Annotated in this window: 21 protein-coding genes; 11 read left to right on the top strand and 10 right to left on the bottom strand. The window is 73.2% G+C overall.

The annotated features are described in order from the left end of the window. Positions 1-3: 3 nt before the first annotated feature. Positions 4-1,101 (bottom strand): hypothetical protein, encoded by a 1,098-nt coding sequence (locus ACLQ2X_RS04565; protein ID WP_425679663.1) that lies wholly within the window; start codon positions 1,099-1,101, stop codon positions 4-6. A 13-nt stretch (positions 1,102-1,114) separates the two neighbouring features. Next, positions 1,115-1,708 (bottom strand): hypothetical protein, encoded by a 594-nt coding sequence (locus ACLQ2X_RS04560; RefSeq protein WP_425679662.1) that lies wholly within the window; start codon positions 1,706-1,708, stop codon positions 1,115-1,117. Positions 1,709-1,977: 269 nt separating this feature from the next. Here ACLQ2X_RS04560 and ACLQ2X_RS04555 point away from each other — a divergent pair, with 269 nt between their 5' ends. The 7 genes from ACLQ2X_RS04555 to ACLQ2X_RS04525 all read left to right on the top strand — a co-directional run bounded on the left by ACLQ2X_RS04555 (position 1,978) and on the right by ACLQ2X_RS04525 (position 10,526). Then, positions 1,978-4,386, top strand: a complete 2,409-nt coding sequence (locus ACLQ2X_RS04555) for a nitrate- and nitrite sensing domain-containing protein (protein ID WP_425679661.1) — start codon at positions 1,978-1,980, stop codon at positions 4,384-4,386. Next, positions 4,386-4,808 carry a roadblock/LC7 domain-containing protein gene (locus ACLQ2X_RS04550; protein ID WP_425679660.1) on the top strand — a complete coding sequence of 141 codons (423 nt, stop codon included), beginning with the start codon at positions 4,386-4,388 and terminating at the stop codon, positions 4,806-4,808. Before ACLQ2X_RS04555 ends, ACLQ2X_RS04550 begins: the two co-directional genes overlap by 1 nt. Then, complete coding sequence (locus ACLQ2X_RS04545; RefSeq protein WP_425679659.1) at positions 4,798-5,187, top strand: DUF742 domain-containing protein; 390 nt, start codon at positions 4,798-4,800, stop codon at positions 5,185-5,187. Before ACLQ2X_RS04550 ends, ACLQ2X_RS04545 begins: the two co-directional genes overlap by 11 nt. Further along, positions 5,168-5,770: a GTP-binding protein gene (locus tag ACLQ2X_RS04540; protein WP_425679658.1), complete on the top strand. Its 603-nt coding sequence runs from the start codon at positions 5,168-5,170 to the stop codon at positions 5,768-5,770. Before ACLQ2X_RS04545 ends, ACLQ2X_RS04540 begins: the two co-directional genes overlap by 20 nt. Before the next feature lie 94 nt (positions 5,771-5,864). Next, positions 5,865-6,908, top strand: a complete 1,044-nt coding sequence (locus tag ACLQ2X_RS04535; RefSeq protein WP_425679657.1) for a lactonase family protein — start codon at positions 5,865-5,867, stop codon at positions 6,906-6,908. A 178-nt stretch (positions 6,909-7,086) separates the two neighbouring features. Next, positions 7,087-8,841 carry a VWA domain-containing protein gene (locus tag ACLQ2X_RS04530; RefSeq protein WP_425680007.1) on the top strand — a complete coding sequence of 585 codons (1,755 nt, stop codon included), beginning with the start codon at positions 7,087-7,089 and terminating at the stop codon, positions 8,839-8,841. A gap of 203 nt (positions 8,842-9,044) precedes the next feature. After that, positions 9,045-10,526, top strand: coding sequence for a sugar transferase (locus ACLQ2X_RS04525; RefSeq protein WP_425679656.1), 1,482 nt, complete (start codon positions 9,045-9,047; stop codon positions 10,524-10,526). A gap of 22 nt (positions 10,527-10,548) precedes the next feature. Here the strand turns inward: ACLQ2X_RS04525 and ACLQ2X_RS04520 are convergent, their stop codons facing one another. After that, entirely contained in the window at positions 10,549-11,679 is a 1,131-nt protein-coding gene (locus ACLQ2X_RS04520; RefSeq protein WP_425679655.1) for a PP2C family protein-serine/threonine phosphatase, read from the bottom strand. 95 nt (positions 11,680-11,774) lie between these two features. Here ACLQ2X_RS04520 and ACLQ2X_RS04515 point away from each other — a divergent pair, with 95 nt between their 5' ends. After that, positions 11,775-12,287 carry a MarR family winged helix-turn-helix transcriptional regulator gene (locus ACLQ2X_RS04515; RefSeq protein ID WP_425680006.1) on the top strand — a complete coding sequence of 171 codons (513 nt, stop codon included), beginning with the start codon at positions 11,775-11,777 and terminating at the stop codon, positions 12,285-12,287. 9 nt (positions 12,288-12,296) lie between these two features. On the opposite strand, the gene ACLQ2X_RS04510 is transcribed toward ACLQ2X_RS04515, so the two are convergent. Together ACLQ2X_RS04510 and ACLQ2X_RS04505 are read right to left on the bottom strand one after the other, a co-directional pair. Next, positions 12,297-14,066: a SpoIIE family protein phosphatase gene (locus ACLQ2X_RS04510; protein WP_425679654.1), complete on the bottom strand. Its 1,770-nt coding sequence runs from the start codon at positions 14,064-14,066 to the stop codon at positions 12,297-12,299. 32 nt (positions 14,067-14,098) lie between these two features. Beyond that, a complete protein-coding gene (locus ACLQ2X_RS04505; protein WP_425679653.1) occupies positions 14,099-15,358 on the bottom strand; it encodes an ROK family protein in 1,260 nt (419 codons plus the stop codon). A gap of 53 nt (positions 15,359-15,411) precedes the next feature. Between ACLQ2X_RS04505 and xylA the strand changes: the two genes are divergently transcribed. From xylA to ACLQ2X_RS04490, 3 genes are all read left to right on the top strand, one after another. After that, positions 15,412-16,599, top strand: coding sequence for a xylose isomerase (xylA, locus tag ACLQ2X_RS04500; RefSeq protein ID WP_425679652.1), 1,188 nt, complete (start codon positions 15,412-15,414; stop codon positions 16,597-16,599). Positions 16,600-16,610: 11 nt separating this feature from the next. Then, a complete protein-coding gene (gene xylB / locus ACLQ2X_RS04495) occupies positions 16,611-18,053 on the top strand; it encodes a xylulokinase (protein WP_425679651.1) in 1,443 nt (480 codons plus the stop codon). Between the two features lie 118 nt (positions 18,054-18,171). Beyond that, positions 18,172-19,608: an MFS transporter gene (locus tag ACLQ2X_RS04490; protein ID WP_425679650.1), complete on the top strand. Its 1,437-nt coding sequence runs from the start codon at positions 18,172-18,174 to the stop codon at positions 19,606-19,608. Positions 19,609-19,632: 24 nt separating this feature from the next. Here the strand turns inward: ACLQ2X_RS04490 and ACLQ2X_RS04485 are convergent, their stop codons facing one another. The 5 genes from ACLQ2X_RS04485 to ACLQ2X_RS04465 form a co-directional block, all read right to left on the bottom strand. Beyond that, positions 19,633-21,276 carry an alpha-amylase family glycosyl hydrolase gene (locus tag ACLQ2X_RS04485; RefSeq protein WP_425680005.1) on the bottom strand — a complete coding sequence of 548 codons (1,644 nt, stop codon included), beginning with the start codon at positions 21,274-21,276 and terminating at the stop codon, positions 19,633-19,635. Positions 21,277-21,315: 39 nt separating this feature from the next. Further along, complete coding sequence (locus ACLQ2X_RS04480) at positions 21,316-22,386, bottom strand: LacI family DNA-binding transcriptional regulator (RefSeq protein WP_425679649.1); 1,071 nt, start codon at positions 22,384-22,386, stop codon at positions 21,316-21,318. A gap of 60 nt (positions 22,387-22,446) precedes the next feature. Beyond that, complete coding sequence (locus ACLQ2X_RS04475) at positions 22,447-23,406, bottom strand: carbohydrate ABC transporter permease (RefSeq protein ID WP_425679648.1); 960 nt, start codon at positions 23,404-23,406, stop codon at positions 22,447-22,449. A gap of 1 nt (position 23,407) precedes the next feature. Continuing rightward, positions 23,408-24,583 (bottom strand): carbohydrate ABC transporter permease, encoded by a 1,176-nt coding sequence (locus ACLQ2X_RS04470; protein WP_425679647.1) that lies wholly within the window; start codon positions 24,581-24,583, stop codon positions 23,408-23,410. A gap of 71 nt (positions 24,584-24,654) precedes the next feature. Then, positions 24,655-25,995: an ABC transporter substrate-binding protein gene (locus ACLQ2X_RS04465; protein ID WP_425679646.1), complete on the bottom strand. Its 1,341-nt coding sequence runs from the start codon at positions 25,993-25,995 to the stop codon at positions 24,655-24,657. Between the last annotated feature and the right edge of the window lie 191 nt (positions 25,996-26,186).

Below are 26,186 nucleotides of genomic sequence, written 5' to 3'. Positions count from 1 at the left end.
ACGTCAGCGGCCCAGTACGCGGTCCAGGAAGTCGCGGTAGCCGCGCACGGCCACCCGGAGCTGCTCGGTGTCGCTGGAGCCGGACTGCTGCCAGGCGCCGAGCCGGGTGCGCTGCTCGGCCAGGGCGGCGGAGAGCGCCTCCATCGCCTCGGCGACAAGCGACTCGGCCTCGCCGACCGCGGCGCGCGGGTCGTCCACGAAGCGCAACTGCACGTCGCGCCAGCGGTCCCGGAAGCCCTGCGCGGCCTCCGGCGCCAACAGCGTGGCGGCGTCGGCCGGCACCGCGCCGGGCGTGGGCCGGTCCGCGCCGGCAAGCGCCGCGCCACCGGCGCCCGCGGCCGCGCCGGCCGCCGCCGCGGTGGCGGTGTCCGCGTCGACGTGGTCGTGGTGCCGGTCGGTGTCGTCCGCGTCGACCGGAACGGGTTCGGCGTCCGGGTCGACCAGGCCGGGTTCGGCGCTGCCGTACCCGACCGCGCCGGCGGTCGCCGTGTCGTCGCCCGGCGTGTCCGTCGGGTCGTCCGCGTGCCCGGCGGCCGACTCGTCGTCGCCTGCCCAGCGGTCGCGGTCGTGCAGCCGGTCCCCGGCGGTCGGGTCGGCCCGCTCGTCGTCGAGCGGGTCGGTGCGCCCCGGCGCGCCGTCGCCCGGCGCGGCGGTGTCCTCGTCCCGGGCGTCCCGCTCGTCCTGCGGTCGCCCGCCGGCCAGCGCCGAGGCGGCGACCGCGTCGCCCACCGTCGTCGCCCCGAAGGCCGTCGGCAGCGGTGCCGGCTCGTGGTACACGGCCTCGCGGTCGCCGTCGGTCGGGTCGTCGCCGTCGGTGCGGTCGTCGGCCTGCTCGTCGTCGGTCCGGTCGGTCGCGTCGCGCCGGTCCTCGGTGTCGTACGTCCGGGTCTCGTCGGGGTCGGCCTCGGCGTCCCGCCGGTCGTCGAGCGCGTCCCGGTCGTCGGCCGCGTCCCGGTCGTCGAGCGCGTCCTCGGACGTGCCGGCGTGGTCGGCGTACGGCCGGTCGGTGTCGGCGTGGTCTCCCGGCGGTGGCACCGGGACTGGCGTGGACCGGACGGCCTCGGGGTGATCCTGTGTGACCTGCTGCTCTTCCTGGCGCATGGGGGCGGCCTCCTCAGCGGTTGGTGACGTCGCGGTCGTGGTCGGGGTGGCGCTGCTCCGGCTGCGGCTGGCCCACCGGCTCCTCGCCGAGCAGGTCGGCGAAGAGGGCCCGGTAGTGCACGAGGGCCTGTCGGAGGTCCTCGGTGCGGGCTTCACCGCGCTCGTTGCGCTGTCGGATCTCGTGGGCGTCCCGGTAGTGGGTCAACGTGCGGGCGTGCTCGACGGAGAGATGGGCGATCTGGTCGGAGAAGTCCCCAGTGGGGTATCCGCGTTCGGCGATCAGGCGACTGACCAGCTCGTCGGCATCGCTGACGGTTTCCGCCGGGGAGTCCACGAAACGCACCTGGAGTTCCTCCCAGGCCGCGGCGTAGCGGGCCCGGGACTCCGGGTCCAGCGGGGTCAGCTCCAACTCGGCGTGTCGGCGCTCGCGCTCGCGCAGCTCCCGCTCGGCGGCGCCGCGGCTGTCCTGCTCGGCCACGGCCCGGTCATACTCGGGGCCGAACCGCTGCTTGAGGGCCCGCCGGCGGTTGGCGACCACGGCGAACGCGACCAACGCGGCGATGATGACGACGACTATGACTATGACGACTACCTGGGTGGGCGACATGGCTCCTCCTTCACCCACTGGTATTCCCTCTGGTGGGTGATCACCAATCCCGTTCCGGAAGACTTTCCGGTCGGGTTGCCGCACGCGGGCGGCCCATCGGTGTCCGGCGTGACCGTCTCGGACCGTAGCGAGGGCCGAGACGGCCGGTAGTGCAACCGTCGCGGATTACGTATTCTGCCGAAGGCGTCCGGGCCGGGCCCGGCGTCGTGGCGGGCGAAGGCCGGCCGCTGCCGGCGCCACCGAGCGACACCTTCCCGGGCGAGGTTTGATTGAACACCCGTGACTGGCCGATCCGCGCCAAGCTCACCGCGCTGGTCATCGGCCCGGTGGCCGGGCTCCTGTCGTTGTGGATCTTCGCCACCACGCTCGCCTTCGGCCCCGCCCTCGACCTGCTCTCCGCCCGCACCCTCCTCTACGACCTGGGTCGCCCGGGGGAGCGCGTGGTCGCGGAGTTGCAACGGGAACGGCGGCTCGCGGTGATCCAGCTCGCCGGGAACCGCACCCTGCCGGCGGTGGCCGAGCAGCGCACCCGCACCGACGCCGCGGTCGCCGCGCTGCGCCGCAGCGTCGACGGCGACGACCTGCGCGACGTGGCCGACGAGCACCTCGACACCCGGTTGGACCAGTTGCTCTCGGCGCTGGAGGCGCTGCCCGCGGGTCGGTCCTTCATCGACGGTCGGACGGTGGACCGGGCCGGGGCCGTCGGTCTCTACAGTGGAATGATCAATTCGGTCTTCCAGGCGTTCTCCGCCATGGCCGGGCTGCCCGATCCGCAACTCAACCGCCAGAGCACCGCGCTCACCGCGCTCGGCCGTTCCCGCGAACTGCTCGGCCAAGCAGACGCGCTGCTGGCCGGCGCGGTCACTGCCGGCCGGTACGCCGACGGCGAGCACGAACAGCTGGTGCGGACGGTCGAGAACCAGCGCTTCCTGGCCGAGACGGCGGTCGCCGACCTGCCGGACACGGAGCGGAGCGCCTACCAGCGGCTGAGCGAGGACGCCGACTTCGTCACGCTGCGCGCCCTCCAGGACACGCTGATCCGCTCGCCCCGGCTGCCGGCCGGGTTCGACGTGCGGGCCTGGGAGAGCAGCCACACGCAGGTGTCCCAGCGCCTACGCGACTTCGAGCTGCGTGGCGTGGACGCCCTGGCCGAGCGCTCGGTGCCGCTGGCCACCCGCATCCTGGTCCAACTCGCTGTCGCCGGGGTGCTGGGTCTGCTCGCCGTCGTGGTCTGCGTGCTGGTCGCGCTGCGGGTGGGCCGGTCGCTGGCCCGGCGCCTGACCGGGGTGCGCACCGCCGCGACCGAGGTCGCCGAGCACCGGCTGCCCGACGTGGTGGCCCGGCTGCGCCGGGGGGAGGAGGTCGACGTCGACCGGGAGGCCCCCGAACTGGACCACGGCGGCGACGAGATCGGTCAGGTGGCGCGCGCCTTCAACGAGGTGCGGCGCACCGCCGTGCGGGCCGCCGCCGACGAGGTGACCCTGCGGCGGGGGTTCAACGAGGTCATCCTCAATCTCGCCCGGCGCAGCCAGGGCCTCGTGCACCGGCAGTTGGCGCTGCTGGACCGGCTGGAACGGCGTACCGGGGACCCGGACGAGTTGGCCGGGCTGTTCCAGGTCGACCACCTGGCGACCCGCCTCCGGCGGCACGCCGAGGACCTGGTCATCCTGGCCGGCGCCGCACCGGGACGGGGCTGGCGGCGGCCCGTCGCCGCCGTCGACGTGATGCGCGGGGCGATTTCCGAGGTCGAGGCGTACGACCGGGTCGACGTGGGCGAGATGGCGCCGGTCGGGCTGCTCGGCCGGGCCGTGGGCGACGTGATCCACCTGCTCGCCGAGCTGATCGAGAACGCCACCGCGTTCTCCCCGCCGGGCACCCGCGTGGACGTCACCGGCCGCACCCTCCCGGGCGGGTACGCCATCGAGATCACCGACCGGGGGCTGGGCATGTCGGCGTCGAAGCTGGCCGCCGCGAACCGCAGGTTGGCCGAACCGCCGGAGTTCGACCCGACCGAAAGCGCCCGGCTCGGGCTGTTCGTGGTCGCGCGGCTGGCCGCCCGGCACGGCGTGCGGGTGGAGTTGCGCCCGGCCCACCCGGCGGGGACGGTAGCCGTCGTGTTCGTCCCGGCGGAGCTGATCACCGACGAACCCCCGGTCGGCCCGGACGCCGCCGGTGGCGGGCCGGAGCAGCGGCGACTGGCCAAGGTCACCCGGCTGACCACTGTGCCGCGCGGACGGCCGGTCCGGGCGGTCCGGGACCGGCCGGACAGCACCGTGGTGCCGCTGCAGGCGGCCCGGGCCTCGACCGTCGAGCCACCGGCGGACGGCGACGGCCTGCCCCGCCGGATCCGACGGCGGGGCGCGTCGACCCGGACCCGCGCCGCGGTGACCGACACCCCGGCCCACCGCACGCCCGAGGAGGCGCGCCGGGCCATGTCGGCGTTGCAGGCCGGCACCGCGCGTGGGCGTCGGGACGGCTCCCGCGCCGGCCGCGACGCCGAGCCGGGCGACCCGGCCACCGAAACCCCGGCCACCGAAACCCCGGCCACCCGAACCCCGGCATCCGGTACGCCGGCCACCCGAACCCCGGCATCCGGTACGCCGGCCACCCGGCGATCCCCGGACCGGGAGCCCGTGCCGGAGCCGGACCAACCAACCGCGACAGAGAGGGACGCCTAGTGGTGCACACGACGCGGCAGAACGCCGACCTCGACTGGCTGCTCGACGACCTGGTGGAGCGGGTGCCGTCCGCGCGTCAGGCGGTGGTGCTCTCGGCGGACGGGCTTCTGCTCGGCGCCTCCAGCAACCAGGGCCGCAGCGACGCGGAGCATCTGTGCGCGCTGGCCTCCGGCTTCTCCGGTCTGGCGAAGGGGGCCACCCGGCACCTGGGCGGCGGCGCGGTCCGGCAGACCGTGGTGGAGATGGAGTCGGCGTACCTCTTCGTCACCGCCGCCGGTCAGGGGGCCTGCCTGGCGGTCGCCAGTGACGCGGACGCCGACATCGGCCTGGTGGCGTACGAGATGGCGATGCTGGTGATCCGGGTCGGGGAGAATCTGACCGCGCCCACCCGCGCCGTGGGGGAGTTGACCGATGCGGGCTGAGTCGCCGGGGCCGCAGCACGAGTGGCTGGACGTGGACGCCGGCCCGGTGGTACGCCCCTACACGGTGACCGGCGGTCGGGTGCGCCCGCCGGTCGAAGGCTTCGACCTGTTGGCGTTCGTGCTCGCCACCGGGCGGGCCGTGCCGGCCGGCACGCCCGGTCTGCAGCCGGAGCACAGGCGTCTGATCGAGCTGGCCCGGCGCCCGAAGGCGGTGGCCGACCTCGCCGCCGACCTCGACCTTGCCGTCGGTGTGGTCCGGGTGCTGCTCGGTGACCTCCTGGCCCACGGGTTCGTCGCGGTGCACCGGCCGCCGACCACCGCGTACCTGCCCGACGACACGATCCTCAAGGCGGTGGTCAATGGACTCCGTGCGCTCTGACCGGGAGGCGGGGGCACAGCGGGTGCCACTGGCCCTGAAGATCCTCATCGCGGGCGGTTTCGGCGCCGGCAAGACGACGCTCGTCAGCGCGTTGAGTGAGGTCCGGCCGTTGCAGACCGAAGAGGTGCTGACCGGGGCCGGCCTCGACACCGACGACGTCTCCGGGGTGGAGCAGAAGTCCACCACCACGGTGGCGATGGACTTCGGCCGGATCACCATCAACGACGACCTGCAGGTCTATCTGTTCGGGACGCCGGGGCAGGACCGTTTCTGGTTCCTCTGGGACGAGCTGGCCTTCGGCGCGCTCGGCGCGGTGGTGCTGGCCGACACCCGACGGCTGGCCGACTGCTTTCCCTCGATCGACTACTTCGAGCAGCGGGGCATCCCGTTCGTGGTGGGGGTGAACTGCTTCGAGGGTTCCCGGCGGTTCGGGCTGGAGGCGGTCCGCGATGCCCTGGACCTGGACCCCGAGGTTCCGCTCGTGCTCTGCGACGCCCGGGACCGGCAGTCCGGCAAGCTGGTGCTGATCGAGTTGGTCGAGCACGTGGCGCGGCAGCGCGGCGAGCCGGTGCCGGTGGGTTGACCGCGCCTGTCGCCGATCCGTTCGGGCGTCCCGGGAGTGACCGGGCGTCCGGGCGGGAAGCCTGTGGTGGGAGCGCGGGCAGGACCGACGGAAGGTGGGCACGGTGACGGTGCGGGACGAGATCCTCCACATCGGTGGATACACGGCGGAGACGGGCGGACGGGCCGAGGGCATCGTGGCGGCCCGGCGGGACCGGGGGACCGGGGCGCTGACCCCGTTGGGCACCGTGGCGGTCACCCCGTCGCCGTCGTTTCTGGTCCGCCACCCGGGCCTGCCGGTGCTGTACGCCGCCAACGAGCTGCCCGACGGGCTGGTGAGCGCGTTCCGCGCCGCGCCGGACGGGTCCCTCACCGCGCTGGGCGTACGCCCGACGGGCGGGGCGGAGCCGTGTCACGTCGCGGTGGCGCCGGACGGCCGGCACCTGTTCGCCGCGAACTACGGCGGCGGCAGCGTGGCGGTGTTCCCGCTGGACGCCGACGGCGTGCCGGGGGAGCGCACCGACCTGGTCCGGCACGAGGGGCGCGGTGTCGACCCCGAGCGGCAGGAGGGGGCGCACTGCCACATGGTGTCGCCCGACCCGGCAGGTGGCCCGTTGCTCGTGGTCGACCTGGGTACCGACTCGGTCTACCGGTACGATCTCGACGCCGTCTCGGGACAGCTCGCACCCCGGCCGCCGCGGCTGCGGACCCCGGCGGGGAGCGGCCCGCGGCACCTGGCCCGCCACCCCGACGGGCGGCGGTGTTGGCTGGTGGGCGAGCTGGACGCCACGGTCGCCGGGTACGACCTGACGCCGGAAGGGCTGCACGAGCGGGTCCGGGTGGACGCGAGCGGCCGGGCCGGGCACGTGCAGCCGTCCGAGGTGGCGGTGGGGCCGGGTGGGCGTTTCCTGTACGTCGGCAACCGCGGGGTCGGCACGGTGGCGGTCTTCGCGCTGGACGGCGTGAGGCCGGAGCTGGTGGCCGAGGTCGACACCGGTGGCGGGTGGCCGCGGCACTTCGCGCTGACCGGCGAGCATCTCTACGTGGCCGACGAGCGGGCCGACCTGATCCGGATCCTGCGGGTGGACCCGGGGACCGGGGTACCCGAGCCGGTGGGCGAGCCGGTTGCGGTGGCGAGTCCGACGTGTGTGTTGGCGTGACCGTCCGGTGACGCGGAGGTGGTCCTTTTCGGATTCCCGTCACCCCTTGATTACTGACCGGTAACTCACCGTGCCATCTGGGCCAACGCATGTTTCTGAGGGGTAACTTTCGTCCGAACGGTTGTGGCAGTTGCCCCTCCGACGTACGCAGGATGGTCCCGTGTCTGGCCGCCATCGCATGACCTCCCACCTGCGAGGAGCAGGCGCCGCCGCCGTGGCGGTCGCCCTCGTCGCCGTCGTCGTCGGCTCCTGGTTCGGTTACCAGCAGCTGGCCGGCCCGAACTGCTCCGGCCGCATCGAGCTGTCCGTGGCGACCGCGCCCGAGATCGCCCCGGCGGTGCGCGGCGCCGCCGACACGTGGGTCTCCGACGGCGCGGCGGTGGGCGGCACCTGCATCGCCGTGAACGTCACCTCGTCCGAGCCGGTCGAGGTCGCCGCGGCGGTGGCGAGCAAGCACGGCGCCACGCTCGCCGGCGTCGGACAAGCAAGCGGCACCGTGGTCACCCCCGACGTCTGGGTGCCGGACTCGTCGACCTGGCTGGTGCGGCTCAGAAGCGGTGGAGCCAGTGCGTTCGCGACCACCAACGGCGCGTCGATCGCCCGCAGCCCGGTGGTGGTCGCCCTGCCCGAACCGGTGGCCAGGCGCCTGGGGTGGCCGGACAAGAAGCTCCACTGGTCGGACCTGCTCGCTCAGGTCACCGCCAGCAAGCCCCTGCGGACCGGCATCGTCGAGCCCACCCAGGACGCGGCCGGCCTGTCCGGCCTGCTGTCGCTGACGGCGGCGGCCAACTCCACAGGCGCGCCCGGCTCGCCCAAGGCGCAGGAGGCGATGGTCGCGGCGCTGCGGGCGCTGGCCACCAACCGATCGTCGCTGCGGCAGGACCTCCTCGCCCGGTTCCCGCGCTCGTCGGACCCGACGGCGATCGCCAACGCCCTCGGCGCGGCGGCGCTGTCCGAGGAGGACGTGATCGCCTACAACAACACGCAGCCGCCGATCAAGCTGGCCGCGCTCTACCTGGAGCGGCCGCCGATCCCGCTGGACTACCCGTTCGCGGTGCTGCCCGGCATCGAGCCGAACAAGGCCGCCGCCGCCCGGGTGCTCTTCGAGGTGCTGCGTACGGAGAGCTTCAAGGACCGCCTCGCGGGGCAGTCGCTGCGCGCCTCGGACGGCAACTGGGGGCGCGGTTTCCAGGCGCCCGCGGGCGCGCCGAGCCCGGCGAAGGGCGGCGCGAGGCAGGTGCCGCCCTCGGTGCAGGGTGGCGCCGCCGGCCTGGACCCGGCCGCCATCTCGACCGCGACCACCTCGTGGTCGGTGGCCACGCAGTCGGGTCGGATGCTCTGCGTCATCGACGTCTCCGGGTCGATGAAGAAGCCGGTCGCGACCGCCAACGGCGCCAGCCGCGAGCAGGTCACCGTGGCCGCCGCCGGGCAGGGCCTGGGGCTGTTCGACGACTCCTGGTCGATCGGCCTGTGGACCTTCTCCACGAACCTGGAGGGTTCGCAGGACTGGAGCGAGCTGGTCGGAATAAGGCCGTTGTCGAGCAACCGCGGCGCGCTGCAGCGCGGCCTCGCCTCGATCAGGCCGTCAAGCGGTGACACCGGCCTGTACGACACGATGCTCGCGGCGTACAAGAAGGTGCAGCAGGACTGGGAGCCCGGCAAGGTCAACTCGATCGTGCTGTTCACCGACGGCAAGAACGAGGACGCCAGCGGCATCTCGCAGAAGCAGTTGCTGGACCAGCTCAACAAGCTCAAGGACGACGAGCAGCCGGTGCAGGTGATCATCATCGGCATCGGCACGGAGGTGAACCGGGCCGAGCTGGAGTCGATCACGAAGGTGACCGGCGGCGGCGCGTTCGTCACCACCGACCCCAGCAAGATCGGCGAGATCTTCCTCCGGGCGATCGCGCTTCGCCCGCCCGCCCCCCGCTGACCCGGCGCTCAACGATAGCCTTCCGCCGTACCGGAAACGCGTTGCGGCGGAAGGCGTGCCGGCCCGACAGCCGGGACGGCAACTGACAGTAATGTGTCTGATTCAATCGGTAGCCATAACTGTTAGGGCATGATGACCGGGTACCTCGGCCGCTCCCTGTCGGAGCCGGCACGGGGGCGGCTGCGAGGGAAGTGGGAGGGCCGGTGACCTCGGCGACGCTGTTGACCCCTGCCAGGGCGCCACGGCCCGGCGGCGAGCGTTCCGGCGGAACGACACACGCCGCCGAGCGTGCCTACATCCGGGTCCTGGTGGTGCTCGACACCGCCGTGCTGGCCGTGGCCATCCTGGTCGGCTACCTGGCCCGCTTCGGTGACGAGCAGCCCACCGGGTCGAAGATCCCCTACGTGGTGGTCGCCCCGGCACTGCTGCTGGCCTGGCTCGTCTCGCTCAAGGCGATGCGGTGCTACGACGACCGGGTGCTCGGCTACGGCGCGGACGAGTACCGCCGGGTCAGCGCGGCGAGCATGCGGCTGGCCGGCGGCATCGCCATCGCCGGGTACATCGCCGACGTCGGGGTCTCCCGGGGCTTCCTGGCCATCTCGTTCGCCGTCGGCACGGTCGGGTTGGAAGTGGCCCGGTTCGCCGCCCGCAAGCGGCTGCACCGGGCCCGCGACCGCGGCGCGGGCTGGTCCCGCAAGGTGCTCGTGGTCGGCGACACCGCGCACGTGCTGGAACTGGTGCACACGCTGCGCCGCGAACCGTACGCCGGCTACCAGGTGGTCGGCGCGTGCATCCCGGACGCGTTGCTCGCCCCGGTGCCCCAGCGGCTCGGCGACGTGCCGGTGGTGGGGTCCTTCCGGGGCATCCCGGAGGCGGCCACCGCCATCGGCGCGGACACCGTCGCGGTCACCGCCTCCGGGGAGTTGACCGCCACCCGGCTGCGCCGCCTGGGCTGGCAGTTGGAGGGCACCGGGGTCGACCTGGTGGTGGCCCCGGCGTTGACCGACGTGGCCGGCCCCCGCATCCACACCCGCCCGGTCGCCGGCCTGCCGCTGATCCACGTCGAGGCGCCCGAGTTCCGCGGTGGACGCAAGCTGGTCAAGGGCTTCGTCGACCGGTTCGTCTCGTTCGTCGCCCTGCTCCTGTTGTCGCCGCTGCTGCTGGTGATCGCGCTCGCCATCAAGCTGGGCAGCCGCGGCCCGGTGCTGTTCCGCCAGACCCGGGTCGGCCAGGGCGGCGAGGAGTTCGGGGTCTTCAAGTTCCGCACCATGGTGATCAACGCCGACGAACTGCTCGCCGAGCTGGCCGCCCGCAACGAGACCGACGGCCTGATGTTCAAGATGCGCGACGACCCGCGGGTGACCCGGGTCGGCCGGCTGCTGCGCAAGTGGTCGCTGGACGAGCTGCCGCAACTGGTGAACGTGCTGTTCGGCCAGATGAGCCTGGTCGGCCCGCGTCCGCCGCTGCCGTCCGAGGTGGCCCGCTACGACGGCGACGTGGCGCGACGCCTGCTGGTCAAGCCCGGCATGACCGGCCTCTGGCAGGTCAGCGGTCGGTCCGACCTGAGCTGGGAGGACGGCATCCGCCTCGATCTCTACTATGTGGAGAACTGGTCGCTGGCCGCCGACCTGACCATCCTCTGGAAGACGTTCGGCGCGGTGCTCAACAGCCGCGGTGCGTACTGAGGCGGCGGGTCAGGGCTGCGGGTCAGGGCTGCGGCCCCAACCAGTCCAGGCACACCACCACCGCGTCGTCCACCAGGTCGCCGGCGACGAAGGCGCGCAGATCGCCGATCAGCGACCGGACCGCGTCCAGCGGCTCCATCGGGCCGGTGCGGCGCAGGAACCGGTCCAGTGCCACCTCGCCGTAGCGGACCTGGTCGGCGGCGGCGTCGATCACCCCGTCGCTGACCACGAACAGGCGGTCCCCCGGGGCCAACTGGAACCGCTGCTCCTGGTAGTCGGTGCCCTCGAACATGCCGAGCGGGAACTGCTTGTCCAGCACCTGTTCGTCGACCCTGCCGTCACGCAGTCGCAGCAGGCGCGGCGAGCCGGCGTCGACCGCGGTGAGCACTCCGGTGGCCAGGTCCAGTTCGGTCAGGAGCACGGACAGGTGCTGGGCGCCCCGGTGCTGCTCGTAGACCGCCTGGTCGGCCAGGGCGGCCTGGTCGGCCAGGCCGAGCCCGGCCCGGCGCGCGTTGCGCAGCGCGTACGTGGCCAGCGAGGTGAGCAGCGCCGCGGCCACCCCCTCGCCGAAGCCGTTCAACACCGCCAGCCAGAGCCGGTGGCCGTCGTCGGACCAGTCGAAACTGTCCCCGCGCACCGCGTACGCCGGTTCCAGCTGCCCGGCCAGGTTGAACGATGGATGATTCCGACTGCGCCCGGGCAGCAGGTCCCACTGCATCTCGGCGGCCAAGGTGAGCCGTCGGCTGCGCCGGGCGGTCAGGTAGACGTCGGTGCTCGCGCTGACCGCGCTCAACTCGTGCCCGAGCGCCGTGGCGATGGCACCCACCTCCCGCCGGGCGACCGGGTCGGCGGGCACCGGGGCGACCCGCAGCACCCCCCGACGTTCACCGCGCATGCCCACCGGGAACCAACCCACGTCGCCGGCGACCAGCGGTTCCTGGTGGTCGAAGGCGCGCCAGGCCGGATGGCCGGGACCACCGATCGGGTCGCCGTCGCCCAGCGGCAGCAGTTCGGCGAGCCGGTAGTCGACCTGGTACAGCTCGGTACGGGTGATCCCGTACAGCCGTGCCAACTCGGCGGCGAGCCGGTCCACGACGAGATCCGTCGGCGCCTGCGTGAGAACCCGCCGCGCGGCGCCCTCCGGTCCGCTCATCGTTGCTCCTTCGCACAGGCCACCGGGCTGGCCCGGAGGGTAGTCTCGGGCACACCATGACCGAAGAGCGCACTCCCCGGGGACCCGAAGTGAGTATGTCCGCCGCCCTCGACGAGGCGGCGGGCACCCTGCTGGCCGTCTGGGAGGCGGCCCGGGAGCGCACCACCAGTCGGCTCTCCGCCGCCCAGCTGCGCGCGGTCATGGTCGTCGAGCAGTATGACGGCATCAACCTGCGGCGACTGGCCACGCTCACCGACATGCTGCTCTCCTCCGCCAGCCGGTTGTGCGACCGGTTGGTGGCCGCCGGGATGCTGGAACGCGAACCGGGCCGGTCCGACCGGCGGGAGATCTCCCTGCATCTCACCCCGGCGGCCGTGCGGCTCCTGGCCGAGCTGCGCGCCGACCGGCGGGACCGGCTGGACCGGATCCTGACCGGGATGAGCCCGGAGGGCCGGGCCGCGTTGGTGCGCGGCATGCGCGAGTTCGACGAGGTCAGCCGGCGTGCAGAGGCGTCGGAGGCCGAGGGCTGGCCGGTGTCGCGCCCGTCCGGGGAGCGCATCGGGGAGCCCGCACGGACGATGCTGCCCCCGCAGGCACGCACCGCCTGACCGGCCAGGTCAGGCCGCCGCCACGGCCAGCATGGCAACGTCGTCGTGCGGCTGCCCGCCCAGCCACTCGTCGACCAGGCGGAGCACCCGTTCGACAAGCGCGTCCGGCGGCAGGCCGGCGCCGGAGGCCAGCGCCCGCCGCAACCGGGTGTCGCCGAACATGGCCGGCTCGGTGGGGCCGCCGCGGGCCTGCGTCACCCCGTCGGTGTAGGCCAGCAGCAGGTCACCCGGGGCCAGGCGCACCTCGGTGTCGACGAACCTCGCCCCGGGCAGCGCGCCCACCGGCATGCCACCGACCCGTACCGTCTCGATCCCGCCGCCGGCGCGCACCACGAGCGGGGCGGGGTGCCCGCCGCCGGCCACCCGCACCCGCAGCCCGCCGTCCGGCTCGCGGCGCAGCGCGCCCAGCAGGAGCGTGGTGAACTGGGCCCGCCGGGCGGCGTCCGGCGCGTCCAGCAACGCCCGGTTGAGCAGTTCCAGCAGCTCCCGGGGGCGCGGCTCGACCAGGCGCAGGGTCTGCAACGACTGGCGCACCCGGCCGGTCAGCACGGCCGCGCCGACGCCCTTGCCGCAGACGTCGCCGAGGGCGAACAGCCCGCCGTGCGGGGTGGAGAACAGGTCGTAGAAGTCCCCGCCGATGCGCAGGCTGTCCCCGGCGGCCCGGTAGCCGCCGGCCAACGTCATGCCGGGAAGCTGCGGCAGCCGGGGCGGTAGGAGGCTGTTCTGCAGGACCCGGGCCAGGTGGGCCTGCTCGCCGTAGAGGTCGGCGGCGGCCACCGCGGCCCCGACCCGGCCGGCGAACTCCTGGGCCAGCCCGATCTCCCGTTCGTCGAAGCCGGGCCGCCCGAGCCGGCGGGCCAGCACCAGCGCACCGGCCGGCCCGCCGGCGCCGGGCATCGGACTGATCAACACGGTGCCGGGCCGCCCGAAGCCGGCTGGCAGCATCTCGGCCAGGTCGGCCAGCTCCGCGTCCAACCAGGGACTGGGCTCGCTCCGGTCGCCGTCGAGCGCCTCGACCAGGCCGGGTACGGACGCGACGGTGCGCCAACCTGCCACGCCGGTGGCCGGGCCGGGCTCCCCGGCGGCGTACCGGATCCAGTGCGGCTTGTCCTCGGCCGGTGGTGGCGGGCGGTGCACCACCACCGCGACGTCGGCCAGGTAGGGCACCGGCAGCGTCACGGCGGTGCACAGCGTCTGGTCCCGGTGCAGGGAGAGGCCGAGGCGGCTGCCGGCCTGGGCGAGGAACGCGGTCCGGGACCGTTCGGCGAGCAGTGCGTCGTTGCGGGCGTGTTCCTCGGTGACGTCGTGGACGTACCAGGCGCCGTGGTCGTCGGCCAGCCGGCGGCGCAGGCCGCGCAGCCGCCGCCCGTGGTGCGCGGTCTCGAACGTCTCCGCACCGGCGCGGGCGGCGTCGGCCAGCGCGGGCACCGGGCAGCCGGCCAGGTCCATGCCGGGGCTCACCTCGGGGAGGAGTTCGGCGGCCACCGCGTTGACCATCGTCACCACGCCCGCCGGGTCGACGGTCAGCACCGCCTCGGTGAGCCCGTCCAGCAACTCCCGCGCGAGCCGGTCGTCGGTCGGCAACGCGACCCCGGCCACCCGCCGGGGTCGCTTCCTCCAGGGATGTCCACCGCCGCTGACCGGTCCGGCGACACCGCCTCGGGCGGCGGCGGTCACCGCCGGCGGCCGGGCGATTCGGTCGGGGGAGCCGTGCGCATGGCTGTCGGTGCACTCCTCGCTCGGCGGATGGGTCCGGTTGGCGGCAAGAGTACCGAGCACCGGCACGGCTTGCCCATCGAGGAACGCCAGGATCAGGTGGTTCGGGCCAACCAGCCGACCGGGCGGTCGACGATCCGGCGGACCACCGAACCGGCCCCTCCGACCGCGGCGGACTGTGCGCCGAGCACGGCCGGGCGTACCGTGACCGGCGCCCAGGCGGCGGTGAGCACCCGCCGGGAGATCTCCGCGAGCACCGGTGGCCGCAGCCACGGCGCGAGCGGTGCGTATCCGCCCCCGAGCACCACCGTGTCCAGATCCAGCAGGTTCACCACTCCCGCCACGGCCACCCCGAGGGCCGTGCCCGCGTCGCCGAGCGCGGTGCGGACGGCCGGGTCGCCGGCCTCGGCCAGGTCGGCCAGGCGGGCCGCGGCGGTGTCCGCCGGCAGTTCCGCGCCGGGCAGCCCGGCGGCGGCCAGGATCGCCTCCTGGCCGGCGTACCGCTCCAGGCAGCCCTGACCGCCGCAGCGGCACGGCCGCCCCTGCGGCTGCACCGGGAAGTGGCCGATCTCTCCGCTCCAGCCGCGCGTGCCCCGGTACAGCGCGCCGCCCAGCACGATCCCGGCGCCGATGCCGATCTCACCTGTGACGTGCAGGAAGCTGTGTGGCCCGCCGGGGCGGGCGTACAGCTCACCGAGCGCGGCGAGGTTGGCCTCGTTGTCGACCACCAGCGGCGGCACCCCGGCCACCGGCTCGGCCAGCGGATGCCCGGCGAGCAGCGCCGGCACGTCCACGTCCCGCCAGCCCAGGTTGGGCGCGAGCCGGACCAGTCCGTCGTCGCCGACCAGGCCCGGCACGGCAAGCGCCGCACCGGCGAGGGTCAAGCCGTCGCGTACGGCGGCGGCCCGCGCCTCGCCGGCCAGCGCGGCGAGCCGGGCCAGGGCGTCGGCGGGGGACACCGGACGCAGGTCGGCGCGGCGGACCAGGTGGTGCCGCACCGCGCCGGTCAGGTCGACCACGCAGGCCGCGAGGTAGTCGACGTTCACCTCCAGACCGAGGCCGGCCGGCCCGTCGGTGGCGAGGACCAGACCCCGGGCCGGCCGCCCCGCACCGGTACGCGGCTCCGGCTCCGCCTCGGCGACCAGCCGACCGGCGATCAGGTCGTCAACCACGGCGGAGACGGTGGCCCGGGTCAGGCCGGTGTCGGCGGCGAGCCCGGCCCGGGAGGGTGGCCGGTGGGCGGCGGCGATCCGCCGCAGCACCACCGCGAGGTTCAGCTCGCGCAGGCTGCCCTGTCGGACCGCTCCGGCGGTGCTGGGGCTTGTCACCTCTTGACACTGCCACATCGTCGCCATTTAATTCAACCGCTGAACAAATCGCGGACGACACCACCACCCGGAGGTCTGCCATGGCACCCCGCCCCACCCCCGCGGACAAGTTCTCCTTCGGCCTCTGGACGGTGGGCTGGCCGGCCCGTGACCCGTTCGGCGACCCCACCCGTCCCGAGCTCGACGCCGTCGAGGCGGTGCACCGGCTCGCCGAGCGGGGCGCGTACGGGATCACCTTCCACGACGACGACCTGGTCCCGTTCGGTGCGGACGCGGCCACCCGCGACGCCCGGCTGAGCCGGTTCCGCAAGGCCCTCGACGAGACCGGCCTGGTCGTTCCGATGGTCACCACCAACCTGTTCAACCACCCGGTGTTCAAGGACGGCGGCTTCACCAGCAACGACCGCGACGTACGCCGCTACGCGCTGCGCAAGGTGCTCCGCAACGTCGACCTCGCCGCCGAGATGGGCGCGAAGACGTTCGTCATGTGGGGCGGCCGGGAAGGCGCCGAGTACGACGTGGCCAAGGACGTCCGCGCCGCGCTGGACCGCTACCGCGAGGCCGTCGACCTGCTCTGCCAGTACGTCGTCGACTCTGGCTACGACATGCGCTTCGCCCTGGAGCCCAAGCCGAACGAGCCGCGCGGGGACATCCTGCTGCCCACCGTCGGCCACGCGCTCGGCTTCATCTCCACACTGGCCCGCCCGGAGATGGTCGGGCTGAACCCGGAGGTCGGCCACGAGCAGATGGCCGGGCTGAACTTCGTCCACGGCATCGCCCAGGCCCTCTGGCAGGGCAAGCTGTTCCACATCGACCTCAACGGCCAGCGCGGCATCAAGTACGACCAGGACCTGGTCTTCGGCCACGGCGACCTGCTCAACGCGTTCGCCCTCGTCGACCTGCTGGAGCACGGCGGCCCGAACGGCGGTCCCGCCTACGACGGCCCGCGGCACTTCGACTACAAGCCCTCCCGGACCGAGGACATCAGCGGCGTGTGGGCCTCGGCGGAGGCGAACATGCGTACCTACCTGCTGCTCAAGGAGCGGGCCGCGGCGTTCCGCGCGGACCCGGAGGTGGTCGAGGCGCTCGCCGCCAGCCGGGTCGGTGAGCTGTCCACCCCGACGCTGAACCCGGGGGAGGGCCACGCCGAGCTGCTCGCCGACCGGGCCGCGTTCGAGGACTTCGACCCGGAGGTCGCCGGCGCGAAGGGCTTCGGCTTCGTCCGGCTCAACCAACTCGCCGTCGAGCACCTGCTCGGCGCGCGCTGAGGCGGGTCGCCATGCCGCTCGTCGCGGGGATCGACTCGTCGACCCAGTCCTGCAAGGTGGTGGTCCGGGACGCGCAGACAGGTGCGCTCGTCCGGCAGGGCCGCGCGCCGCATCCGCCCGGCACCGAGGTGGACCCGCACGCCTGGTGGGACGCCCTGCGGGCGGCGGTGGCCGAGGCCGGCGGCCTGGCCGACGTGGCAGCCGTCTCGATCGGCGGCCAGCAGCACGGCATGGTCTGCCTGGACGAGGCGGGTGAGGTGGTCCGCCCGGCGCTGCTGTGGAACGACACCCGGTCCGCCGACGCCGCCCGGGACCTGATCGAGGAGGCCGGCGGCGGGGAGACCGGCCGCCGGTTCTGGGCCGAGACGACCGGCTCGGTGCCGGTGGCCAGCTTCACCGTCACGAAGCTGCGCTGGCTGGCCCGGCACGAGCCGGCAAACGCCGACCGGGTGGCCGCCGTCTGCCTGCCGCACGACTGGCTCACCTGGCGGCTGGCCGGCGCTCCCGGGCTCGACGCGTTGCGCACCGACCGGGGGGACGCCAGCGGCACCGGCTACTGGTCGCCGCGCACCGGCGAGTACCGGCTGGATCTGCTGGAGCGGGCCTTCGGCCGGCGGCTGCGGGTGCCGGTCGTGCTCGGGCCGGCCGAGGTGGCCGGCCGCCTCGACCCGGCCGCCCTCGGCGACGGCTCGAACGACGCCGGGGTGCGGCTCGGACCCGGCACCGGGGACAATGCGGCGGCGGCGCTCGGCGCCGGGGCCGGCGCCGGAGACGTGATCGTCTCGATCGGCACCTCCGGCACCGTCTTCGCGGTCGCCGACACGCCGGCCGCCGACGCCGACGGCGCGGTGGCCGGATTCGCCGACGCCACCGGCCGGTTCCTGCCGCTCGTGTGCACGCTGAACGCGGCCCGGGTGCTCGACGCCGCGGCGACCCTGCTCGGCGTCGACCTCGACACGCTCGGCGAGCTGGCGCTGTCCGCCCCGCCGGGCGCGGACGGCCTGGTCATGGTGCCCTACCTGGAGGGCGAGCGGACGCCGGACCGCCCACACGCCACAGGCGAGCTGACGGGCCTTACGCTGCGCACCGCCACCCCCGCCCACCTGGCGCGGGCGGCCGCCGAGGGCATGCTCTGCGGGCTGGCCGACGGCCTGGACGCGCTGACCGCCCAGGGCGCCCGCGCCGAGCGGATCATCCTGGTCGGTGGCGGCGCCCGCTCCGCCGCGGTACGCCGGATCGCGCCGCAGGTCTTCGGCCGCCCGGTGCTGGTGCCGCCCCCCGGGGAGTACGTCGCGGACGGCGCGGCCCGGCAGGCGGCCTGGGTCGCGCTGGGCGGCGACGCCCCACCGGCGTGGTCCGTCGGCGACACCGAGGAGTACACGGCCGACGCCGTGCCCGCCATCCGCGAGCGCTACGCCCGGGCCCGGGAGAAGGTGCTCGACCGAGCGGCGTAGAACCGGGCGCCGGGCGGCTGTCGCCGACCCTCACCGCCGGGTTGTCGGGCATCGGCGGCTGTCGCTGACGGGCGGGTCCGTGTTCGCGACGTGACCCGCACCTGATTGGCTGCCCGACATGAGCGGCACCAGGATCTCCCGCGGTGGCGGCGCGGCCCACCGGTTCTACAGCGTCGCGGTGTTCGTGGTGCTCGCCTCGCTGGACAACGTGGCGATCGGCCTGGTGCCACCGCTGTACGGGCCGATCTCCGCCGCCCTTGACGTGCCCACGCGGATGCTCGGCCTGGTCACCGCCGTGAGCTTCCTGGTCAGCGCCGTGGCGGCGGTGGGTTGGGCGTACGTCGGCGACCGGACCAACCGCAAGCCGCTGCTCATGGTCGGCACGCTGCTCTGGGCGGCCGGCACCGGAGGCAGCGCGATCGCCGGGGACTATGCGACGTTCCTGGCCGCCCAGTTCGTCGGGGCGGTCGGGCTGGGCGCGGTGGGCTCGGTCGGCTTCTCCGTGGTCACCGACCTGATCTCGCCGCGCCGCCGCGGGTTGGTGATGAGCTTCTGGGGGCTTTCCCAGGGCGTCGGCACGCTGGCTGGGACGCTGCTCGGCGGGTTGCTCGGCGCGACCGACTGGCGGCGGCCGTTCCTGCTGTTGACCGGCGTGGGCCTGGCCGCCACCGTGGCGTACCTGTTCACCTACGACATCCGGCGCGGGCAGAGCGAACCCGAACTGGCCGGGGCGATCGACGCCGGGGGCGAGTACGACTACCGGATCAGCCGCGCCGACGTGCCCCGCATCCTGGCCCGCCGGACCAACCGCTGGCTCATCCTGCAGGGGCTCACCGCCCAGGCGGCGTTCGGCTCCCTGGTCTGGCTGCCGGTGCTGTTCAGCCAGCGGGCCGAGGCGCAGGGCTACTCGCCGGCCACCGCCGTGGTGGTGGGCAGCGTCTTCGCCACCCTGTTCCAGCTCGGGGGCGTGCTGTCCATCGTCGGCGGTCTGGTCGGCGACGCGCTGCAGCGGCGTACGCCGAGCGGCCGGGCCATGGTCGCGGCGGTGGGGGTCCTCGCGGCGCTGCCGTTCTACCTGATCCTGTTCTTCGTGCCGTTCCGCATCGACGTGCCCGACGGCGCCGGCACCGGCGCGGTGGTGGCGGCGGTGCTGTCCAGCGTGCTGACCGAGCCGACGATCGGGTTGAGCCTGCTCACCGCCGTGGTCGCGTTGGCGTTGACGTCGGCGAACTCGCCCAACTGGTTCGCGTTGATCGCTGACGTCAACCCGCCCGAGCACCGGGGCACGGTCTACAGCCTGGGCAACCTGGTCAACGGCGTCGGGCGGGCGGGCGGCAACGCGCTCGTCGGGGTGGCGTTCGCCGGGCTGCGGGCGGCCTTCCCGCCGCCGCTGAACTACGCGGTCGGGCTGGCCGCGTTCCAGCTCTTCTTCATCCCGACCGGCATCATGTACTGGCTGGCCGCCCGCACCTCGCCACGGGACATCGCCGAGGTGCGTGACCTGCTGCACGCCCGCGCGGACCGGTTGGAAGGCGAGGGCTCCGCCGGGCGGTGAACCCGCCCGGCGAAGCCCTCCGCATCAGCTGCGGAACCAGACGGTGACGTCGGTGGGGACCGCTTCGCCGTCCAGCGGGGCGCTCGCCACCAGCACCTGCGCGTTGGCCGGCAGCGGCACCGGGGCCGCGCCGAAGTTGGTCAGCACGGTGAGGTCGCCGTTGGTGAACGTGAGCACCTCGTCGCCGGAGGAGAGGAACCGCAGCGGCCCGCGGGCCAGGGCGTGCTCGCGGCGCAGTCGCAGCGCGGTCCGGTACAGCTCGTACGTCGAGCCGGCCACGCCGCGCTGCCGGTCCAGCGCGTACTCGGCCCACACCGACGGCTGGGGCAGCCAGCTCGCGTCGGTCGGCCCGAAGCCGTACGACGGGGCGTCGGCCTCCCACGGGATCGGCACCCGGCAGCCGTCCCGGCCGCGCTCGGTGTGCCCGCTGCGCGCCCAGGTCGGGTCCTGCCGGGCCTCGTCGGGCAGCATGGTGTGCTCCGGCAGCCCCAGTTCCTCACCCTGGTAGAGGTAGGCCGAGCCGGGCAGCGCCAACATGAGCAGGCTGGCCGCCCTGGCCCGGCGCAGGCCCAGCGCGGCGTCGGGCTGCGGGTCGTCGGCGCCGATGCCGTTGCCCCGGCCGCCGTCGGTGCCCAGTCCGAGCCGGGACGCGTGCCGGACGACATCGTGGTTGGACAGCACCCAGGTGGTGGGGGCGCCTACCGCGTCGGTGGCCTCCAGCGAGCGGGTGATCACCGCGTACTGGGCCGGGGCGCTCCAGGCGGCGAGCAGGTACTCGAAGTTGAACGCCTGGTGCATCTCGTCCGGACGGACGTACCGGGCCAGCCGCTCGGCCGGCTCGACCCACGCCTCGGCGACCAGGACCCGCTCCCCGGGGTACGAGTCGAGCAGGCGCCGCCATTCCCGGTAGATCTCGTGCACGCCGTCCTGGTCCCACATCGGCGGGCGCGGCTTGTCCAGCTCGCTGCCGGAGAGGATCTCCTGCGGCTCCTGCCAGTCGGCCAGGTCGGCCTGCTTGATCAGGCCGTGCGCCACGTCGACCCGGAAGCCGTCCACGCCCCGGTCCAGCCAGAAGCGCAGCACGTCGAGGAACTCGGCACGCACCTGCGGGTTGTCCCAGTTGAGGTCGGGCTGGCCGGAGTCGAACAGGTGCAGGTACCACTGCCCGTCGGGCAGCCGGGTCCAGGCCGGGCCGCCGAACACGCTCGTCCAGTCGTTCGGCGGCTCGGTGCCGTCCGGACCCCTGCCGTCGCGGATGACGTACCGGTCGCGTTCCGGGCTGCCCGGGGCGGCGGCCACCGCCGCGGTGAACCAGCGGTGCGCGGAGGAGGTGTGGTTCGGCACCAGGTCGACGATCACCCGCAGCCCGCGGGCCTTCGCCTCGGCGATCAGCCTGTCGGCGTCGGCCAGGGTGCCGAACAGCGGGTCGACGTCGCGGTAGTCGGCCACGTCGTAGCCGGCGTCGGCCTGCGGGGACGGATAGAACGGGGACAGCCAGACCGCGTCGACACCCAGCTCGCTGAGGTGGTCGAGCCGGGCGGTGATGCCCGGCAGGTCGCCGATGCCGTCGCCGTCGGAGTCGGCGAACGAACGCGGGTAGACCTGGTAGATGACCGCCTCGGTCCACCAGCCGGTGCCCGGGGCCTGCTGCGTCGCGTCGGTGTTCAGTGCTTTCTCCCTGTCGTGGTGCGTGGCGAACGGGTCCGTTCAGTGTGCCCGGGGTGGTGCGGTCGACTCCCGCACCACCAGGCGAGTGGGCAGGATCACCGGGGTCGGTGTTCCGTCGTCGGAGGTGGCGCCGCGGGGGGCGGGCGCCAGCCCGGGGTACGCCGTGTCGGCCCGTACGCTCAGCGGGTCGAGCAGGATCCGCGCGGCGAGCAGACCCTGCTCGGCGGTGGGTTGGGCGACGGTGCTCAGGCCGAGCAGGCCGGCCAGCTCGTGGTCGTCGATGCCGATCACGCTGACGTCCTGCGGCACCCGCAGTCCGGCGTCGCGCAACGCGGTGACCGCGCCCATCGCCATCTCGTCGCAGGCCGCGAAGATCGCGGTCGGCGGTTCGCCCCGGGACAGCAGCTCGGCCGCGGCCCGGGTGCCCCCGTCGACGGTGAACTGGGACTCGACGTCGAGGCTCGGGTCGGGCCGGAGGCCGGCGTCGCGCAGCGCCTCCTGGTAGCCGCGCCGACGGTCCAGGTGGGTGGTGAAGGCCAGTTCGTCGTCCGGGTCGCCGGAGATGTGCGCGATCTGGGTGTGTCCGAGGTCGAGCAGGTGGCGGGTGGCGAGTCGGGCGGCGGCCACGTCGTCGATCCGTACGCGGGGCCATCCGGGCACCGCGGTGCCGGAGCTGATCGTGACGCCGGGCAGGTCCAGCTTGGTCAGCGCCTGCACGTCGGCCGCGCGCAGTGGGGTGGCGACCAGGATGATGGCGTCCACCCGCTTGTGCAGGCTTGCCGTCCGCAGCACCCGCTGGTGGGTCTGCTCACGGCCGCCGAGGTTGTAGAGCAGCAGGTCGTGGCCGGTCTGCTGGAGGTATTCCTCGACCGCCTCAACGACGGTGCCGAAGAACCAGCGGGTGATCCGGGGCACCACGACCGCGACGGTGCCGGTCCGGCCGCCGGCCAATCGGCTGGCGCTTGGCGACACCGCGTACTGGAGCTGTTCGGCGGCGGCGAGGACCCGGCGGCGGGTGGCCGCCGAGACGGTCGGCAGGCCACGCAGCGCCCGGGAGACGGTGGCCGTGGACACCCCGGCCAGGCGGGCGACGTCGTCAATCCGGGTCATCTGGCCTCCCGCTGTGCCGGGACCCCCGCCGCCGGCCCAGGGCCGGCGGCGGGGGATCGGTCAACCCTTGACGCTGCCGGCGAGCAGGCCTCGCACGAAGAAGCGCTGGAGGGACAGGAACACGATCAGTGGTACGACGATGGACACGAACGCGCCGGCCGTCAGTCGCTGCCACTCGTTGCCCCGGGTGCCGGCCAGTTCGGCGAGCCGGACCGTCAGCGGGGCGGTCTCGTCGCCGCCACCGGCGAAGATCAGCGCGACCAGCAGGTCGTTCCAGACCCAGAGGAACTGGAAGATGCCGAACGCCGCCAGTGCGGGGGTGATCAGCGGCAGCACGATGGTGCGGAAGATCTTCGGGTGGGAGGCTCCGTCGACCCGGGCCGCCTCCATCAGGTCGCCCGGGAGCTGCGAGATGAAGTTGTGCAGCAGGAAGACGGCGAACGGAAGTGCGAAGCAGGTGTGCGCGAACCACACCTGTGCGAACTTCTGCTCGTCGACCAGGTCCCACGCCGGGAGGATCTGGAAACCGCCGACGGTGACGCCGGTGGAGAAGAACCGCAGCAGCGGCACCAGGGCCATCTGCAACGGCACGATCTGCAGCGCGAAGATTCCGATGTAGACCAGGTCCCGGCCCTTGAAGTTCATCCACGCCAGCGCGTATGCGGCAAGCGCCGCGAAGGCCAGCGGGAACAGCACCGAGGGGATGGTGATCGCCAGCGAGTTGATGAAGTAGCTGGCCAGCTGCCCCGAGGAGCCGGTGCTGAACAGCACCTCCTGGTAGTTGTCCAGAGTGAACTGCGGGTCGCTGAAGAACGTCCACCAGCCGGTGGTCTTGATCTGGTCCTCGGGCCGGAACGAGGAGATGAACAGGCCGAAGGTGGGAACCGTCCAGAGCAGCGCGATGACGATCGAGACCAGTGTGGCGGTGCGGCTGTTCAGCCGCTTGCGTACCCGGCCGACCCGGGTGGCCGGCTCGGTGGTCTGGGCGCCGACTCCGGCGGTGGGCGTGGTGGTGGTCATCTCAGCCCTCCCGCTGCTGGCGCAGGTTGCGGATCTGGTAGATCACGATCGGGATCACCAGGATGAAGAGGAACACCGCGAGCGCCGAGCCCTGCCCGTTCTCCTGGTAGCGGAACGCCTGGTTGTACATCTCGGTCGCGATCACGTTGGTGTCGTAGTTGCCGTTGGTGGCGGTGCGGACGATGTCGAAGACCTTGAGCGTGGCGATGGACAGTGTCACCACCACCACGATCAGCGCCGGACGGATGCTCGGCATGGTGATCTGCCAGAACATCTGCCACGGGCTGACCCCGTCCAGGCGGGCCGCCTCGACGATGTCGGCCGGGATGGCCTTGATGGCGGCGGAGAGCACCACCATGGCGAAACCGGCCTGGATCCAGACCATGATCACGATGAGCAGGAAGGTGTTGAGCGGGGACTCCAGCAGCCACTGCTTCGGCTCCCCGCCCAGGCTGACCACGATCTGGTTGAGCAGGCCGATCTGGTCGCCCTCGCCGCGGTAGGCGTAGACGAACTTCCAGATGATGGCCGCGCCGACGAACGAGATCGCCATCGGCAGGAAGATCAGGGACTTGGCGACCGCCTCGAACCGGGCCTTGTCCACCAGGACCGCGTAGATCAGACCGAACGCGGTGGCCACCAGTGGTACCAGGATCACCCAGATCAAGGTGTTGATCAGGACTCGGATGATCGAGTTTTCCGAGATCATCCAGGAGTAGTTGTCCAACCCCACCCAGTTGCTGCTGCTGGAGTCCATGAAGGAGAGCAGCGTGGTGCGCAGGGCGGGGATCACCAGCCCGATGGCCAGCAGCAGCAGCGTCGGCAGCAGGAAGAAGAACGCGAACGTGCCCTCACCCTTCTTGCGCCGCCGGGGAAGCGAGGCTGCGGCCAGTTGCGCCTTCCGTCGCCGGGCGGACCAGGCCGGCACCACCACGTCGAGGAGCGGGTAGAGGAACGCGAGGTTGTCCTTGCTCTTCCTGGGGCTCCTCTTGAGCCGCCGGGGAAGCGGTGCGCCGCCCACCGAGGCCGCGATCAGATGCGCCTCCCGTCGCCGGGCGAACCAGGCCGGCACCACGTCGAGGAGCACGAGCAACCCGCCCACCACCGCGACGAAAGCGATCAGCCCGTACATCAGCATGAGGAACTTCGGCTGTTCCGCCGCGAAGTCGAACTCCATCGACCCTCCTTCAAGGGTTCGGTCGCGGGAGGGGGCCCGGGCCGCGACGCGGCCCGGGCCCCCTCCTCAGATCACTTCCAGCTGCCCTCGATGTCGTTCAGGACGGACGCGGTGTCCTTGCCGTTGATCCAGGCCACCATGCCCTTCCAGAACGTGCCCGCGCCGACCGCGGCCGGCATCAGGTCCGAGCCGTCGAAGCGGAAGACCGTCTTCTCGTCCTGGAGGATGTCCACGGAGAGCTTGTCCACCGGGTTCGGCACGTTGCTCGGGTCCAGCTTCTTGTTCGCCGACACCCAGTCACCGATCTTGGCGCGGCTGTTGGCGAACTCGCCGGAGGCCAGGTAGGTCTGCACCGCCTGGACCTCGGGACGGTCGGCGAAGGCCGCGACGAACTCGCCGCCGCCCAGGACCGGCTTGCCCTTGGCCGGGTCGATGGCCGGGAAGTAGAACGCGAAGACGTCGCCGTCCTCGGCCACCTTGGTGCCCTTCGGCCACTGGTTGGCGTAGAAGGACGCCTGGCGGTGCAGCGCGCACTTACCGGTGGTGATCGGCGTGCCGCCCTCCTGGAACGCGGTGGTGGAGATGCTCTTCACCCCGCCGAAGCCGCCGTTCATGTACTTCTCGTTCTTGAGGATGCTGCCGGCCCGGTTGACCGCTTCGGCGACCTTCGGGTCGTTGAACGGGATCTGGTGGGTGGTCCACTGGTCGTAGACCTCGGGGCCGCCGGTACGGAGCAGGACGTCCTCGATCCAGTCGGTGGCCGGCCAGCCGGTGGCGTCGCCGGACTCGATGCCGGCGCACCACGGCTTCGTGCCGCTGGCCGCGATCTGGTCGCTCAGCTTGATCAGGTCGTCCCACGTGGTGGGGACCGTCCAGCCCTTCTCCTTGAAGGTCTTCGGCGAGTACCACACGAAGGACTTCACGTTGGAGCCGAGCGGGGCGCCGTAGAACTGGCCGTTGACGGTGCTGTACTTCAGCCAGTCGGGGGAGTAGTTCTGCTCGGCCATGGCCTTGGTGTCGGCACCGGTCGGCTTGAGCTTGCCCGAGTCGACGAACCGCTTGAGCAGGCCCGGCTGCGGGATGAAGGCGAGGTCGGGGGCGTTGTTGCCGTCCACCCGCACCGGGAGCTGCGCCTCGAACTCGGCGTTGCCCTCGTGGTCGATCTCGATTCCGGTGCAGTCCTCGAACTCCTTCCAGGACTGCTGGAGGCGCTCGTCCTCGATCTCCCGGATGGAGGAGTAGATGGTCACCTTCTTGCCGTCGTGACCGTCGTACTTCTCGTATGCCGCGCACTCTGCCGAGCCCGCGTTGTCGCTCTTCTTGTCGTCACCGGTGCCACAGGCGGCGACGCCGAGCGTCAGCCCCAGCACGCCGGCGATCGCGAGAGCCGGGCGCGATTTGGCAAACGCCATGCCGATCTCCTTCCTTGCCGGCGCCTTGAGGGATCGAACCCGCGCCGGTCCGATGGGTCGTCCCCACATGTAAGCGCTTGCATCGCGCCCGGTCCACCCCTAGCCGGACACGGCCAGGTAACAATCGCGAAATCCAGCCATCCTGCGTGGGCGCGCTCCCACGATTCTTCCCGTGAGCGGAGGTTTCTGTC

It is taken from the genome of Micromonospora sp. DT31 (genome assembly GCF_049841795.1).
GTDB lineage: Bacteria > Actinomycetota > Actinomycetes > Mycobacteriales > Micromonosporaceae > Micromonospora.
The sequence above is the reverse complement of the archived record's forward strand: the minus strand, read 5'-3'. Positions and strand labels throughout refer to the sequence as shown.

Coding starts and splice junctions, on each gene's coding strand:
- ACLQ2X_RS04565 (WP_425679663.1), bottom strand. CDS start 1,101: ATGCGCCAGGAAGAGCAGCAGGTCACACAGGATCACCCCGAGGCCGTC.
- ACLQ2X_RS04560 (WP_425679662.1), bottom strand. CDS start 1,708: ATGTCGCCCACCCAGGTAGTCGTCATAGTCATAGTCGTCGTCATCATC.
- ACLQ2X_RS04545 (WP_425679659.1), top strand. CDS start 4,798: ATGCGGGCTGAGTCGCCGGGGCCGCAGCACGAGTGGCTGGACGTGGAC.
- ACLQ2X_RS04540 (WP_425679658.1), top strand. CDS start 5,168: ATGGACTCCGTGCGCTCTGACCGGGAGGCGGGGGCACAGCGGGTGCCA.
- ACLQ2X_RS04530 (WP_425680007.1), top strand. CDS start 7,087: ATGACCTCCCACCTGCGAGGAGCAGGCGCCGCCGCCGTGGCGGTCGCC.
- ACLQ2X_RS04520 (WP_425679655.1), bottom strand. CDS start 11,679: ATGAGCGGACCGGAGGGCGCCGCGCGGCGGGTTCTCACGCAGGCGCCG.
- ACLQ2X_RS04515 (WP_425680006.1), top strand. CDS start 11,775: ATGTCCGCCGCCCTCGACGAGGCGGCGGGCACCCTGCTGGCCGTCTGG.
- ACLQ2X_RS04505 (WP_425679653.1), bottom strand. CDS start 15,358: ATGGCGACGATGTGGCAGTGTCAAGAGGTGACAAGCCCCAGCACCGCC.
- xylA (WP_425679652.1), top strand. CDS start 15,412: ATGGCACCCCGCCCCACCCCCGCGGACAAGTTCTCCTTCGGCCTCTGG.
- xylB (WP_425679651.1), top strand. CDS start 16,611: ATGCCGCTCGTCGCGGGGATCGACTCGTCGACCCAGTCCTGCAAGGTG.
- ACLQ2X_RS04490 (WP_425679650.1), top strand. CDS start 18,172: ATGAGCGGCACCAGGATCTCCCGCGGTGGCGGCGCGGCCCACCGGTTC.
- ACLQ2X_RS04480 (WP_425679649.1), bottom strand. CDS start 22,386: ATGACCCGGATTGACGACGTCGCCCGCCTGGCCGGGGTGTCCACGGCC.
- ACLQ2X_RS04475 (WP_425679648.1), bottom strand. CDS start 23,406: ATGACCACCACCACGCCCACCGCCGGAGTCGGCGCCCAGACCACCGAG.
- ACLQ2X_RS04470 (WP_425679647.1), bottom strand. CDS start 24,583: ATGGAGTTCGACTTCGCGGCGGAACAGCCGAAGTTCCTCATGCTGATG.
- ACLQ2X_RS04465 (WP_425679646.1), bottom strand. CDS start 25,995: ATGGCGTTTGCCAAATCGCGCCCGGCTCTCGCGATCGCCGGCGTGCTG.